The 12935-nt window shown below is 67.8% G+C and carries 12 protein-coding genes and 1 pseudogene; 3 read left to right on the top strand and 10 right to left on the bottom strand.

Annotated features, from left to right (window positions below):
* Positions 1 to 7 precede the first annotated feature (7 nt).
* Entirely contained in the window at positions 8 to 1228 is a 1221-nt protein-coding gene (locus HWX76_RS34535) for a CaiB/BaiF CoA-transferase family protein (protein ID WP_176017025.1), read from the top strand.
* A 538-nt stretch (positions 1229 to 1766) separates the two neighbouring features.
* On the opposite strand, the gene HWX76_RS34540 is transcribed toward HWX76_RS34535, so the two are convergent.
* Together HWX76_RS34540 and HWX76_RS34545 are read right to left on the bottom strand one after the other, a co-directional pair.
* The gene (locus HWX76_RS34540) at positions 1767 to 2321 is read right to left on the bottom strand and encodes an alpha/beta hydrolase (protein ID WP_176017026.1); all 555 of its coding nucleotides are present in this window, start codon (positions 2319 to 2321) and stop codon (positions 1767 to 1769) included.
* 179 nt (positions 2322 to 2500) lie between these two features.
* Positions 2501 to 2710 (bottom strand): ornithine acetyltransferase, encoded by a 210-nt coding sequence (locus HWX76_RS34545; RefSeq protein WP_006497729.1) that lies wholly within the window; start codon positions 2708 to 2710, stop codon positions 2501 to 2503.
* Between the two features lie 254 nt (positions 2711 to 2964).
* Here HWX76_RS34545 and HWX76_RS34550 point away from each other — a divergent pair, with 254 nt between their 5' ends.
* Positions 2965 to 4674: a glutamine--tRNA ligase/YqeY domain fusion protein gene (locus HWX76_RS34550; protein ID WP_050017607.1), complete on the top strand. Its 1710-nt coding sequence runs from the start codon at positions 2965 to 2967 to the stop codon at positions 4672 to 4674.
* A gap of 134 nt (positions 4675 to 4808) precedes the next feature.
* Here HWX76_RS34550 and HWX76_RS34555 read toward each other — a convergent pair whose 3' ends face one another.
* The 3 genes from HWX76_RS34555 to HWX76_RS34565 form a co-directional block, all read right to left on the bottom strand.
* Entirely contained in the window at positions 4809 to 5282 is a 474-nt protein-coding gene (locus HWX76_RS34555; RefSeq protein WP_050017608.1) for an NUDIX hydrolase, read from the bottom strand.
* An 8-nt stretch (positions 5283 to 5290) separates the two neighbouring features.
* Entirely contained in the window at positions 5291 to 5677 is a 387-nt protein-coding gene (locus HWX76_RS34560; protein WP_069621291.1) for a hypothetical protein, read from the bottom strand.
* Positions 5678 to 5802: 125 nt separating this feature from the next.
* Positions 5803 to 7152, bottom strand: a complete 1350-nt coding sequence (locus HWX76_RS34565; protein ID WP_176017027.1) for a cytochrome c peroxidase — start codon at positions 7150 to 7152, stop codon at positions 5803 to 5805.
* A gap of 221 nt (positions 7153 to 7373) precedes the next feature.
* On the opposite strand from HWX76_RS34565, the gene HWX76_RS34570 reads away from it, so the two are divergent.
* Positions 7374 to 8960, top strand: coding sequence for an acid phosphatase (locus tag HWX76_RS34570; protein WP_124631697.1), 1587 nt, complete (start codon positions 7374 to 7376; stop codon positions 8958 to 8960).
* Between the two features lie 121 nt (positions 8961 to 9081).
* On the opposite strand, the gene HWX76_RS34575 is transcribed toward HWX76_RS34570, so the two are convergent.
* The 5 genes and pseudogenes from HWX76_RS34575 to HWX76_RS34595 form a co-directional block, all read right to left on the bottom strand.
* Complete coding sequence (locus HWX76_RS34575) at positions 9082 to 10584, bottom strand: alginate export family protein (RefSeq protein ID WP_124631696.1); 1503 nt, start codon at positions 10582 to 10584, stop codon at positions 9082 to 9084.
* Positions 10581 to 11279 carry a YoaK family protein gene (locus HWX76_RS34580; protein WP_050017613.1) on the bottom strand — a complete coding sequence of 233 codons (699 nt, stop codon included), beginning with the start codon at positions 11277 to 11279 and terminating at the stop codon, positions 10581 to 10583. The genes HWX76_RS34575 and HWX76_RS34580 overlap by 4 nt, the downstream gene beginning before the upstream one ends.
* The gene (locus HWX76_RS34585; RefSeq protein WP_176017028.1) at positions 11276 to 12190 is read right to left on the bottom strand and encodes a glyoxalase; all 915 of its coding nucleotides are present in this window, start codon (positions 12188 to 12190) and stop codon (positions 11276 to 11278) included. The genes HWX76_RS34580 and HWX76_RS34585 overlap by 4 nt, the downstream gene beginning before the upstream one ends.
* A gap of 26 nt (positions 12191 to 12216) precedes the next feature.
* Positions 12217 to 12669, bottom strand: a complete 453-nt coding sequence (locus HWX76_RS34590) for a DoxX family protein (RefSeq protein WP_124631695.1) — start codon at positions 12667 to 12669, stop codon at positions 12217 to 12219.
* A gap of 1 nt (position 12670) precedes the next feature.
* Positions 12671 to 12935, bottom strand: a pseudogene (locus HWX76_RS34595) (amidohydrolase); the annotation flags it as partial.

Raw genomic sequence — 12935 nt, forward strand, 5'->3', positions numbered from 1 at the left:
TTCGACGATGGGTGCCCTGAGCCATATCCGCGTGCTGGACCTGACCCGCGTGCTCGCGGGCCCGTGGTGCGCGCAGACCCTCGCCGATTTCGGCGCGGACGTGATCAAGGTCGAGCGCCCGGGCGCCGGCGACGACACGCGCCACTGGGGGCCGCCGTACCTGAAGGACGCGGACGGCGCGGATACCGCCGAGGCCGCGTACTACCTCGCGGCGAACCGCAACAAACGCTCGGTGACGGTCGACATCGCGACGCCGGAAGGCCAGCAGATCGTGCGCGAGCTTGCCGCGCAAAGCGACGTCGTGCTCGAGAACTACAAGGTCGGGCAATTGAAGAAGTACGGGCTCGATTACGACTCGCTGCGGGCGGTGAAGCCCGATCTCGTCTACTGCTCGGTCACCGGCTTCGGCCAGACCGGGCCGTACGCGCATCGCGCGGGCTACGACTTCATCGTGCAGGGGATCGGCGGCTTCATGAGCATCACCGGCGAACGCGACGGCGAGCCGAGCGGCGGCCCGCAGAAGGCCGGCGTCGCGATCGCCGATCTCGCGACCGGCCTCTATTCGACGATCGCCGTGCTCGCAGCGCTCGCGCACCGCGACCGCACGGGCGAAGGCCAGTACATCGACATGGCGCTGCTCGACGTGCAGGTCGCGCTGCTCGCGAACATGAACACCAACTTCCTCGCGAGCGGCAAGCCGCCGGTGCGCTGGGGCAACGCGCACCCGAACATCGTGCCTTACCAGACGTTCCAGACGCGCGACGGCTGGATCATCGTGGCGGTCGGCAACGACGGGCAGTTCCGCAAGTTCGTCGAGGCCGGCGGCCAACCCGAGCTGGCCGACGACGAGCGCTTCGCGACGAACCCGTCGCGCGTGCGTCACCGCGACACGCTGGTGCCGATCCTCGCGGAGATGGTGAAGGCGCGCGACAAGGCCGACTGGATCGGCGCGCTCGAAGCGGCCGGCGTGCCGTGCGGGCCGATCAACGATCTCGACGAGGTATTCGACAACGAGCAGGTGGTCGCGCGCGGGATGCAGGTCTCGCTGCCGCATCCGTGCGGCGCGGACGTGAAGCTCGTGCGCAACCCGATCCGGATGAGCGCGACGCCGCCCGACGCGCGCACGGCCCCGCCGCTGCTCGGCGCGCAGACGGAAGACGTGTTGCGCGACATGCTCGGCTACGACGACGAGCGGATTGCCGCGTTGAAGGCGAAGCAGGCGATCTGAGCGCGTGTGACACCCGGCCCGGCCGCCCACGCAAGCAGTGTCGGCCAGGTATATCGGGGGTCAGCGCCGCGCAAGCGTATCGCACCCGCCAGCGAGCAGTGCGAGCGCGGCACGCGCATCGCCTGTCACGCAGTCGAAGCGGAACACGCAAACGCGCCCCTCGCATGCTTCCACGCATTGCCGTGACCGATCAACCTGAATCCGTTTCGTCGCGGCTCCGTTGTTTTCTTTGGTGCGGTCCGATCGTGCGGGCTGGACTGGCATGGAGGCCTTCCGTCTGGTCGAATGGCCCGCCAGACTGCCCATTACCGGCTTCAAGCGATATTGGACACGTCAGAAATTCGGCGCGCTGTCCGATAGCAGGTGAGCCTGCTGCCGCGCACGCCCACCAAGCGATGAGCCCGGATGGCGCGACGTGCTTCGGGGACTGCCGACGCGCACGGCTACGCCGCTGCTCGGCGACGACGACGAACGGATCGCGGCGTTAAAGGCGAAGCCGACGATCTGAAGGTCCTGCGATCCGCCCTGCGCGATACGGTCAACCCGCGATCGCCAGCGCATCGAGCCAGCCGCGCGCTTGCGGCCAGTCGCCGAGCCCGCTGTCGGCGTTGATGTGGCCGCGCGGGCCGAGGTTATGGAACGTGCTGCCCCACGCGTTCGCGCAGCCGCGTGCGAACGCGAGCGAACCGTACGGATCGTCGCTGCTCGCAACCACGCAGGTCGGAAACGGCAACCGCTCGTGCGGCACCGGGCCGAAGCCGTGCGCGTCAGCCGGAAACACGGGCCCCGCCGGATCGGGCAATGCGACGAGCAGCGCGCCGCGCACTTTCGCGAGCGCGGCCGGCCGCGCGTAGCGGGTCGCCCACCATGCGGTGGTCAGCGTACCGAGGCTGTGGCCGACGATCAGCACGGGCCCGCGCGCGGCTTCGACCGCCCGGTCGAGCGCGCGACACCAGCCGTTGCGAAACGCGTGGTTCCAGTCCGGCATCGCAATCCGCACGAAACGCGGATCGGCGCGCTCCCAGCGGCTCTGCCAGTGAAGCGGGCCCGAATTGGCGTAGCCGGGCAAGACGAAAACGACGGGGTCGGTCATGGAAGGATTCGTCGACGAATGGAATCGTGTTGTAGCGTCGACGCAGTGTCGCACACCCGCCTCTCCCTGATGGTGCCTGTCAAAATCCGGGGGATGTGCGTGACCTTCAAGCGGTCGTGACGCACTCAGCCAGGCGTCACGACCAGGGGCCGGCGGTCGGGTACGCCCGCCGGCGTGAATCAGCGTACGCCGGCGCCGACCAGGCCGCCTGCCGCCGCGCCGGCCACCGTGCCGACCGGGCCGCCGGTGATCAGGTAGCCGAGCGCGCCACCCGCGGCCGCGCCGATACCGGCGTTACGCTGCGTATGCGTCATCGCGCAGGCGCCGAGTTGCGACAGGGCCGCGACGATCACCGCGGTACGAACGAGAAAAGTGGTCTTCTTCATCATGATTGTTGGCTTCCTCCCGCTTCGCAAAAATCGCGATTGGCGGCATTGAATCGGTGAAGCCATCATAGGAAAAGCCGAACGACGCCCGCAATCCGATTTACGTCGTGTTACAGCCGACACACACTCGATATATTGCGATACGCATCGCGAACCGACGGCGCCCGACCGGCAGCCCGCGCGGGACGGACCCCGGTCAGGTAGAATTACAGGATTAAACCGGCGCGACGCGCCGACACAACCCTGACGCCAACCGCATGAGCACCGAACGCAACGACGCCCCCGCGGCTTCCAATTTCATCCGCAACATCATCGACGACGACAACCGCACCGGCAAATGGGGCGGCCGCGTCGAGACGCGCTTCCCGCCCGAGCCGAACGGCTATCTGCACATCGGCCACGCGAAGAGCATCTGCCTGAACTTCAGCGTCGCGCGCGACTACGGCGGCGTGTGCCACCTGCGCTTCGACGACACGAACCCGGAAAAGGAAAGCGTCGAATACGTCGACTCGATCGTCGACGCGGTGCGCTGGCTCGGCTTCGACTGGCGCAAGGACGCGGTCGATCACCAGTATTTCGCGAGCGACTACTACGACAAGCTGTACGAGTTCGCCGAGCTGCTGATCCAGCGCGGCAAGGCGTACGTCGACAGCCAGAGCGCCGACGAAATGCGCGCGAATCGCGGCTCGCTGACCGAAGGCGGCAAGCCGTCGCCGTTCCGCGACCGCTCGCCCGAGGAAAACCTCGACCTGTTCCGCCGCATGAAGGCCGGCGAGTTCAAGGAAGGCGAGCACGTGCTGCGCGCGAAGATCGACATGGCGTCGCCGAACATGAACATGCGCGACCCGGTGATCTACCGGATCCGCTACGCGCACCACTACCGCACCGGCGACGCCTGGTGCGTGTATCCGATGTACGACTACACGCACTGCATCTCGGATGCGCTCGAAGGCATCACGCACTCGCTGTGCACGCTCGAATTCGAGGATCACCGCCCGCTGTACGACTGGGTGCTGAACGAACTCGCGGAAGCCGGCGTGTTCGCGCGTCCGCTGCCGCAACAGATCGAATTCTCGCGGCTGAATCTCACGTACGCGATCACCAGCAAGCGCAAGCTGCTGCAGCTCGTCACCGAAGGCCACGTCGACGGCTGGGACGACCCGCGCATGCCGACGATCGTCGGCGTGCGCCGCCGCGGCTTCACGCCGGAGAGCATCCACCTGTTCTGCGAGCGGATCGGCGTGACGAAGATCGATTCGTGGATCGACATGAGCATCTTCGAAGGCGCGCTGCGCGACGACCTCGACGACAAGGCCGCGCGCACGGTCGCGGTGCTCGATCCGCTGAAGCTCGTGATCGACAACTATCCGGAAGACCTCGAGGAAGCGTGCACGGCGCCCGTGCATCCGCACCATCCGGACCGCGGCGTGCGCACGTTCCCGATCTCGCGCGAGCTGTGGATCGAGCGCGAGGATTTCGTCGAGAATCCGCCGAAGGGCTATTTCCGGCTGTTCCCGGGCAACAAGGTGCGCCTGCGCTACGGCTACGTGATCGAATGCACGGGCTTCGACAAGGACGCCGACGGCAACGTGACGGCCGTGCACTGCAACTACTTCCCGGACAGCAAGTCGGGCACCGAAGGCGCGAACACGTACAAGGTCAAGGGCAACATCCACTGGGTCAGCGCGAAGCACGCGCAGCCGGCCGAAGTGCGGATCTACGACCGCCTGTTCAAGGAGCCGCACCCGGACGCGGGCGGCGCGAACTTCCTCGAGGCGCTGAACCCCGATTCGAAGAAGATCGTGCAGGCGTACGTCGAGCCGGGCAACGGCGATGTCGCGCCGGAAACGCGCCTGCAGTTCGAGCGCCACGGCTACTTTGTTGCAGACCGTGTCGATTCAAAGCCGGGCAAGCCGGTGTTCAACCGGATCGTCGGGCTGCGCGACAGCTGGGGCAAGCCGGCCTGACGGCCTGCTCCGCACGGCGGCGGGCGGCTTCGCAAGTCGCCCCGCTGCCTGCCCATGAAAAAAACCGGCTCGAGGGCCGGTTTTTTCATGGGCGTGCGCCGAAGGACGGCAGGCGTGGAAGCCGCGGCGCCCGTTCACGCACCCGACAATCGCCGATGCAACTCCACCAGCGACAGCTTCGTACGAAACAGCCGCGCGAGACTGCGGCTCGCATAGGTGTCGACGTCGCCCGGCACGGTCCAGCGGTACGCGTCCATCTCGGGAATCATCGAGCCGTCGCGACGGCTCGGAAACAGCGACGTACACGTGCACTGCGCGGGATCGATCTCGCCGTCGGCCACCTGCACCGCGAACAGGTGCAGATCCTTGTCGTGCCGGTACGCGAAGCGGCCCAGATCGAGCAAGCGCGCCGGCGCGAACTCGATGCCGGTTTCCTCGAGCAGTTCGCGCAGCGCGGCGTCGGCCGGCGTCTCGCCCTGCTCGCCCTGCCCCTTCGGGATGTCCCAGTGCGTGGTGTCCGTCGCGTGCGCGAGGAACACGCGGCCATCCGCATCGAGGATCACGACGCCGCACGACACCGTGCGCGGCGCGCCGCCCCGCTTCGTCACGTGCGTGCTCAGCGCTTCTGCAGCTGCCACTTGCCCGCGGCCGTCTTGCAGTAGACGGGCTTGAGCGTCATCGTCTGGCCCTTCGCGGTGATTTCGGTCGCGATTTCGCGGCAGGTCTTGCCGTCCGTCTCGGTCGTGCTCGGCGTGAGCTTCGCGTCGATCTGCGTGCCGCGGCCGCTGCTCTGCCATGTCGTGGTTTCGCCGTCCTTGCCTTCGTCGCGCGCCTGCACGACCGCCTTGGACAGCGACGCGCGATCGGTCTTGCTGAAATAGCTGATCGGCGTGTCGTTCAGGAAGTTCAGGTTGTTCTGTGCATGGGCGGGCAGCATCGCGGCTGCGCATGCGGCGCCGGCCAGCACGCGCGTGACGACGGAAAGGGATGCACGCATCGACATGTTTTTTCTCCTTGGATGTTCGATCGAACGGCGTGGCGCATGCCGGCGAACCGGGGGCCGGCCCTCCGGCGCGCGCCACGACCGTCAGCGAGCGAGCATAGCATGCGTGCTGCAGTGAACGCCTTCTACGGCTTGGCTGACGCGGCCGTTTGCTGATATCCGTCAGTCAGCGTGCCGAGGAACGCGATCACATCCTCGATCTCGGCCGCGTTCAGCGCCGGCGGGTCGCCGCGCTTGCGGTCGAACGGCGGCTCGCGGTTGATGTTCGGCCAGTAGCGCTTCGGCAAATCGTCGTAGATCTGCACCTTGCCGTGCACGACCGGGTAGAACTTCTCCGGATGGATGTCGCGCTCGACGTAGAAGCGCATCACGTCCTCGAGCGAGTGATAGACGCCGTTGTGGAAGAACGTCTTGCGCAGCGCGACGTTGCGCAGCGACGGCGTGCGGAACAGCCCGCAGAATTCGTCGCGCCCCTTCAGGTCGGTGCGTTCGGGGCCGCAGGCGCCGAGATCGTGGAAGCGCGGGTCGCGATTGACGGGCAGCGCGCGGTTGCGCGGCACCGCGATCGCGATCAGCCCGAAATCGCTGAACTGCGGCGGGCCGCCTTCGAGCGTGCGCTGGCTGATGTGACAGCTCGCACAGTTGCCCTTCTTCTCGTCGTTGAACAGCTGCAGCCCGTGCAGCTCCGCGGGCGTGAGCTGTGCGTGGCCGGCCAGATACGCGTCGTATTTGCTCGTGTACGGATCGAACAGCGCCGGCTGCTGCTGGAATGCGTCGAGCGCGCGGAGCACCGCACCGAACGTCGCCTGGTCGTCGCCGAGCACCGTTTCGCCGAACGCCTTGCGGAATGCATCGGCATACGGCGCGGCGCGAACCGCGTTCGCGACCCGTGCGGGCGAACTGCTCATCTCGAACGGCGACGTGAGCGGAATGCGCGCCTGCGCATCGCGCGTATCGACGCGACCGTCCCAGGTCAATCCGCCGGTCGGACCCGCGTCGATGCTTTCGTCCCCTTCGTCCGGCGAATCGTGGAAGTGCTCGCTGAACGGCGGGATGCCGCGCAGGTACTTCAGCGACGGCACCGCGCGAAAGCCGGTACGGTGCATGTCGTCGCCGCCGAGCTGCACCGACAGCGCGTTCGGCGGCCCGAACGCATGCTCGGCGCTGTGGCACGACGCGCAAGCGAGCTTGCCGGACCCGGACAGCGACGGATCGAAGAACAGTTGCTTGCCGAGCGCCGTCATCTGCTTCACGCCCTCGAACACCTGCGCGCGCGTCTGCGGCTGGCCGGCCGGCGCGACCGCCGGGCTGGCCGGCGCGGCCTGGGCCGCCGGTACGACGGACGCGGCCGATGCAGTCGTGCCGGGCTGCGCATCGCAACCGGCGAGCGCCGCGAGCGCGCCGGCCACCGCGAGCGTCGCCGCGGCAGGGATCAGCGATCGCGCGAACGCGAAGGATTTCAGCAGGGTGTGCATTCGTTGTTCGGGTAGCGGTGGGCAATCGGCCGGAGCTTATGTCAGTCCCGTGACCGTTCAATGACGTTCCACCGACAGTCAATTGAAAGCGCCCCTACACCCGGCTGTCAAATCGGTTCCAGATAATGCGCGCAGCCGGGCGGTACCGCGAGGTTCGTGCGCCGGCCCTTCCGCCACCCGGTTCCCACACGCGACCAACGACGAATGAGAGAGAACATCGCATGAAGAAGCACGCCTGGATTCGCTACACGCCGATCGCCCTCGCGGCCGCGCTCAGCCTGACCGCCTGCGGCGGCGACGACGTTACGCAACAGGGCCTGTCGGCCGTCAAGAACGTCGTCGTGATCTACGCGGAAAACCGCAGCTTCGACAACCTGTACGGCAACTTCCCGGGCGCGAACGGTCTGCAGAACGCGACGGCCGCGAACTCGGTGCAGAAGGACCGCGACGGCTCGACGATGGCGACGCTGCCGAAGATCTGGGGCGGCCTGACCGCGACCGGCATCACGCCGGCGGTGACCGAGGCGATGACGGCGAACCTGCCGAACGCGCCGTTCGCGATCGACGATCCGAAAGGCTTCAACCAGTCGATGAGCATCGCGACGCGCGACATCGTGCACCGCTTCTACCAGGACCAGATGCAGATCAACGGCGGCAAGAACGACATGTACGCCGCATGGACCGATGCCGGCGGCCTGACGATGGGCCATTACACGGCCGATCCGTCGAAGCTGCCGCTGTGGAAGATCGCGCAGCAGTACGTGCTCGCCGACAACTTCTTCATGGGCGCGTTCGGCGGTTCGTTCCTGAACCACCAGTACCTGGTCTGCGCATGCGCGCCGTACTACCCGAACGCCGACAAGAGCCCGGCGGCCGGCAAGATCGCAGTCCTGAACGCCGACGGCAAGTCGCTGAAGGTCGCGACGAACTCGCCGGCCTCCGCGCTGAGCGGCCCGCCGAAGTTCGTCAACGACGGCGCGCTGACGCCCGACTTCTACGGCATCAACACGATGCAGCCGGCGTATCAGCCGAGCGGCAACAAGGCGGCCGCGGGCGGCGACCCGCTGCTCGCAGACCCGGCCAATCCGTCGACGATGCCGCCGCAGACGGCGACCAACATCGGCGACCTGATGACCAACGCGGGCGTGTCGTGGGCGTGGTATGCCGGCGCGTGGGGCCAGGCGCTGCAGGCGAGCCAGAACGGCACGTCGAACGTGATCTACGGCGCCGACCTGTCGACGCCGAACTTCCAGCCGCACCACCAGCCGTTCAATTACTTCGCGAACCAGGCGCCGGGCACCGCGAGCCGTGCGCAGCACCTGCTCGACGGCGGCGCGAACGGCGCCGAGTTCATCAAGGCGATCGATGCGGGCGCGTTGCCGCAGGTCACGTTCTACAAGCCGCAAGGCAACCTGAACGAGCACCCGGGCTACACGGACGTCACGTCCGGCGATCAGCACATCGCCGACGTGATCGCGCACCTGCAGGCCAGCCCGCAATGGAAGAACATGGTCGTGGTCGTCACGTACGACGAAAACGGCGGCTTCTGGGATCATGCGACGCCGCCGAATGCCGATCGCTGGGGCCCGGGCACGCGCATTCCGGCGCTGATCGTGTCGCCGTATGCGAAGAAGGGCTTCGTCGACCACACGCAGTACGACACGGGCTCGATCCTGCGCTTCATCACGCGCCGCTTCTCGCTGCCGCGCCTCGCGGGCCTGCAGCAGCGCGACGACGCGCTGAAGGCGAACGGCGCGCAGCCGATGGGCGACCTGACGAACGCGCTCGCGCTGTCGCCGAACCTGTAACGGCATCGCCGTCACCGCGAACGGGCCGGCCCATGCTACCGGCCCGGACGAACGAAGGGCAGCCCCGCAGTTCACGGGGCTGCCCTTTTTCATGCCGCGTGCGGGTGGCCGCGCGCCGCCGTCACCAGCCGTACTTCAGCTCGACGCCGACGTAATCGGCGTTGTGCCCGCCCGCCTGCCGGATCGCGTCGCCGACCTGGAAGTGCACGGCCTCCACCGCGCCGATCAGGTTCGCGGCGATCGTCCAGTCCGCGCGCAACTGCACGTACATCCCCGTCCACAACCCGCCCTTGCCCGCCGTGCCCGGCACCGGGATGTTCGGCTGCTGATAGACGGCGTCGCCGGTCGTCTCGCGCCACTGGAAGCCCAGCGCGCCGAGCAGCGACAGGTTCGCCGACGGTTTCAGCGTCACGGACGGCTTCACGTGAATCAGGTTCGCGTAGCTCGTATAGCCGGCCAGCGTGAAGTAATAGCCGTTCGGAAACAGCGGATTGAAGGTGCCGACGCGGCCGTCGTGCGAATGCCGGTCGCCCGACGCCGCGTCGACCTGCAGCGCGATGCGTGGCGACCACGGCGCGTCGAGCCTGTAGCCGGCGATCGAACCGACGGCCCACGCGCCGATCGTGGCGTTGCCGACCGTGCCGGTCTGAAGCATCGTCTCGAGATCCCAGTCGAAGCGCCCGTGCGTGCCCGTGTAGCGGACGTCCCATACGTCGCGATGCTCGGGGCCGCTCGCATCGAGGAAACGCGCGCCGTTGCGGTTGTAGCGCGACCAGTAGCCGGACAGGTCGCCCGGCCCGACCGACTGTCGCTCGAAGCGCACGCCGCTGAACGTGAGGTCGCGATTCGACACGTCGTCGAAATCGGACGCGTCGCGGTTCTGCACCGGCTGCGTCGCATAGCCGATGAAGCGCCACTTGCCGTATTCGTAATCGGCCCACACCGCATCGAACGCCAGCCGCACGTTCGGGCCGTCGCGCGCGGCGATGAAGCGCTGCAAATCGAACGCCATCTCCTGCCGACCAACGCGGAACTTGACCGTGCCACCGCCGAGCGCGCCCGTGTAGGTCGCGAACGCCTGTTCGAGATCGAGCGGGTTCTTGTCGACCGGCGACACCGTGTTCTTGCCGAACGCGCGTGCGTCCTGCAATTGCGCGAAGAACTGCCAATGCGGGCCGAGATGCGCATCGGCGTGCACTTCGACGCGCTGGATCACGTACGTATCCGATTGGGCGGCGCCGATGCCGAACAGCGGCGCGTCGTTGGTCTCGAGCCGCTCGCGCAGGTTCACGCCGAGCGACAGATAGGACTGCGGATCGTGGCCGAGCGGGATGTATTTGAGCCCGTCGAGCGGCTCCTGCGGCACGCAGGGACTCGCGAGCACCGACCAGTCTTCCTGCCAACGATTGAACAGGACGGTCGGGCGTTTGGCGGTGCACGTCGATGCGGCGGTCGCCGTGGACGTCGAGGCCGGCGCCGGTTCTTGCGTCGAAGTCGAGGTCGACGCAGCCGCCGTTTCCGCGAACGCCGCGTTGGCGCCCGCGCACAGCAGGCCCGCGACGATCGACGCGCGCGCGGCCCGCTCGAAGCGGCGGCCGTGGCGTCGCCTGCGCCGCTCGATCATGCACGCTCCTGCGTCGGGGTACCGGCCGCTTGCGCGGCGCACAGCGCAAGCGTCGCGAGCGCGCCGACGGGCGCCAGCAGCGCCAGGAACCCGACGTAGCGGAACCCGAGCGCACCGCCCGCCGCGCCGAGCGCGAACGCGACGATCGCCGGCAGCATCTTCGCGAAGCGTGCGCGTGCGGTGGCGCGCACGCTGTCCGCCGTGCCGGGCGACAGCATGTCGACGGCATCGAGAATCGCCTGCGTGACGTTGCCGGTCATCACCGTGTTCGGCACGCCGCCCGTGCGCGCGATCACGCGCGGATGCGCGTTCTGCACGCCCATCGCGAACGTGCCGACGATGCCGGCCACGAGCGCCGCCACGCTGTCGGGCTGCGTGACGGGCGTCGCCCACACGCCGGCCGCGCAGAAGCCGAGCAGCAGCACGGCCTGCACCGTGTGCAGCACGCGCGTGCCCTGCCACGCGGGCCGCGCGGCCATCGACCGCGCGATCAGGCTGCTCGCGATCACGCCGCATACGAACGCCGGAAACACGCTGAGCTTCAGTATGACGCCCTGCCCGAAGCCCGCGAGGCCCGCGCCGATCAGCACGAAGTTGCCGGTCACGTGCGCGGTGAACAGCCCGAACAGCGCGACGAAGCTCAGCGTGTCGACGAAGCCGGCCACCGCGGCGAGAATCGTGTCCTCGTGCTTCATCGCGCTACGCTCGCGTGGATTTCGGCGACGTAGCCGCCCGGGAACTGCACGAGCGCCGCGTCGCGGCCGTCCGACTTGAACGGCGGCACCAGCACCGTCACGCCCGCGCCTTCGGCCTGCTTCAGCGTCGCCGCGAGATCGGCGACTTCGTAGCCGGTCATTTCGCGCCCGAACGGGTAAGGCAGATGGCCGTCGGTCACCAGCACGGTCATCTTGCCGAAGCCCGATTCGATGCGAATCCGGCGGTACTTATCGTCCGGCCGGCCGATCTCGATGCCCGGCGCCTTCAGGTTGTCGGACACCACCTTGCCTTTCGAGAACTTGACGAAGTCGTGCACGAATTTGCGGACGCTTTGCGGCGACACGTACACGCGATTCTCGGGGACGGTCTGCAGCGCGTCGTAATTCGGCGCCTGCGTGTGCCAGTACAGCTGCATGTTCACGCCGCCCGCCCACGTGACGATCGCGTCGCGACCGATCGGATCGGGGAACGTGTCGACGATCACGTCGGCACCGTGCTCGCGTGCGGACTTCACGGCGACGTCCATGTCGGTCACGAGATAGCCGGTGCGTTCCTCGCAGAACGGATACGGGATCGGCGTCTTGAAGCCGAACACCGAAATCGTGCCGACCGGCGTCAGCACGAGTTGCGACATCGTCTGGCTCGGCGTCGGCGTGACCTGGAACACGCCCTGCTTCGACTTCTTGCCGCCGAACGTCGCGACGAAGCTGTCGGTGAAGCGATCGAAGTCTTCGGGTGCGACGCACACGTGCGTCGTGTCGTACTGCGGACCGACCGCCACCGTCGGCACGACCGCGGGCGGCGCCGGCGGTTTCGCGAACGTCACGGGGGCGACGGCCAGGCCGCCCGCGAGCATCGCGGCGAGCAGCACGGAACGAACGGATTTCATCACAGGGTTTCCTGGTTGTTGCATCGTCATCGAATGGAACGGCCATCATCGGCCGATTGCCGCGCATCGTCGAGCACGGTCGCGAGCACGAGTGCCGCGATCAGCCCGAGATGCTCGAAAAAGCTGTTGAGCGCCATGAAGTGTTCGGCACCCGAACGGTTCCAGAAATCGTTCGCCACGACCATCGCGACGAGCGTCAGCATGCCGAGGCTGCCGGCGCCCAGCCACGTGAAACGGCGAAACACCACGCACAGCGAGCCCGCGATCTCGACCGCGATCGCGAGCGCCGCCCACAGTGCGGCCGGCTGCAGGCCGAAATGCGCCTGCTCCGCGACCGCGGCGGGGAAGTCGAGCGCCTTCGCGACGCCGCCGAGCAGATAGGCGGACACCAGCGCGACGCGCGCGAGCGGCAGGACCCATGGTTGCGCGAGCAGCGCGCGGATCCACGCGGGGGTGCGGTAGACGGTGCGCGTCGTCATGTCAGATCGCCCAGCACGAACACCCGAACGCGCCCCAGAAGCCCTTCGCATCCGACGTCGGCAACGTGCTCGCCCATGCGCTCGCGTGCGCATGCTGGTGAAGGTTGCATTCGTTCGCGCAGCCGCACATCGCGGCGGCCGCTGCCGCACGTTGCAGCGGCGCGCCGTTGCGTTGCGTCGCGCCCCAGCCGCCATAGCCGCCGAACTCGCGCACCGGCGACCAGTCCGGCATCGCCGGCGGAATCGGCGCGTCGTGCGACGCGAAC

This window comes from Burkholderia sp. BCC0398 (assembly GCF_902833245.1).
Taxonomy (GTDB): Bacteria; Pseudomonadota; Gammaproteobacteria; order Burkholderiales; family Burkholderiaceae; genus Burkholderia; species Burkholderia sola.

Bases quoted from the DNA above. Each gene is read 5' to 3' on its own strand.
- HWX76_RS34535 (WP_176017025.1), top strand. From the start codon at position 8: ATGGGTGCCCTGAGCCATATCCGCGTGCTGGACCTGACCCGCGTGCTC.
- HWX76_RS34565 (WP_176017027.1), bottom strand. From the start codon at position 7,152: ATGCACACCCTGCTGAAATCCTTCGCGTTCGCGCGATCGCTGATCCCT.
- HWX76_RS34570 (WP_124631697.1), top strand. From the start codon at position 7,374: ATGAAGAAGCACGCCTGGATTCGCTACACGCCGATCGCCCTCGCGGCC.
- HWX76_RS34575 (WP_124631696.1), bottom strand. From the start codon at position 10,584: ATGATCGAGCGGCGCAGGCGACGCCACGGCCGCCGCTTCGAGCGGGCC.
- HWX76_RS34580 (WP_050017613.1), bottom strand. From the start codon at position 11,279: ATGAAGCACGAGGACACGATTCTCGCCGCGGTGGCCGGCTTCGTCGAC.
- HWX76_RS34540 (WP_176017026.1), bottom strand. From the start codon at position 2,321: ATGACCGACCCCGTCGTTTTCGTCTTGCCCGGCTACGCCAATTCGGGC.
- HWX76_RS34550 (WP_050017607.1), top strand. From the start codon at position 2,965: ATGAGCACCGAACGCAACGACGCCCCCGCGGCTTCCAATTTCATCCGC.
- HWX76_RS34590 (WP_124631695.1), bottom strand. From the start codon at position 12,669: ATGACGACGCGCACCGTCTACCGCACCCCCGCGTGGATCCGCGCGCTG.
- HWX76_RS34545 (WP_006497729.1), bottom strand. From the start codon at position 2,710: ATGATGAAGAAGACCACTTTTCTCGTTCGTACCGCGGTGATCGTCGCG.
- HWX76_RS34560 (WP_069621291.1), bottom strand. From the start codon at position 5,677: ATGTCGATGCGTGCATCCCTTTCCGTCGTCACGCGCGTGCTGGCCGGC.
- HWX76_RS34585 (WP_176017028.1), bottom strand. From the start codon at position 12,190: ATGAAATCCGTTCGTTCCGTGCTGCTCGCCGCGATGCTCGCGGGCGGC.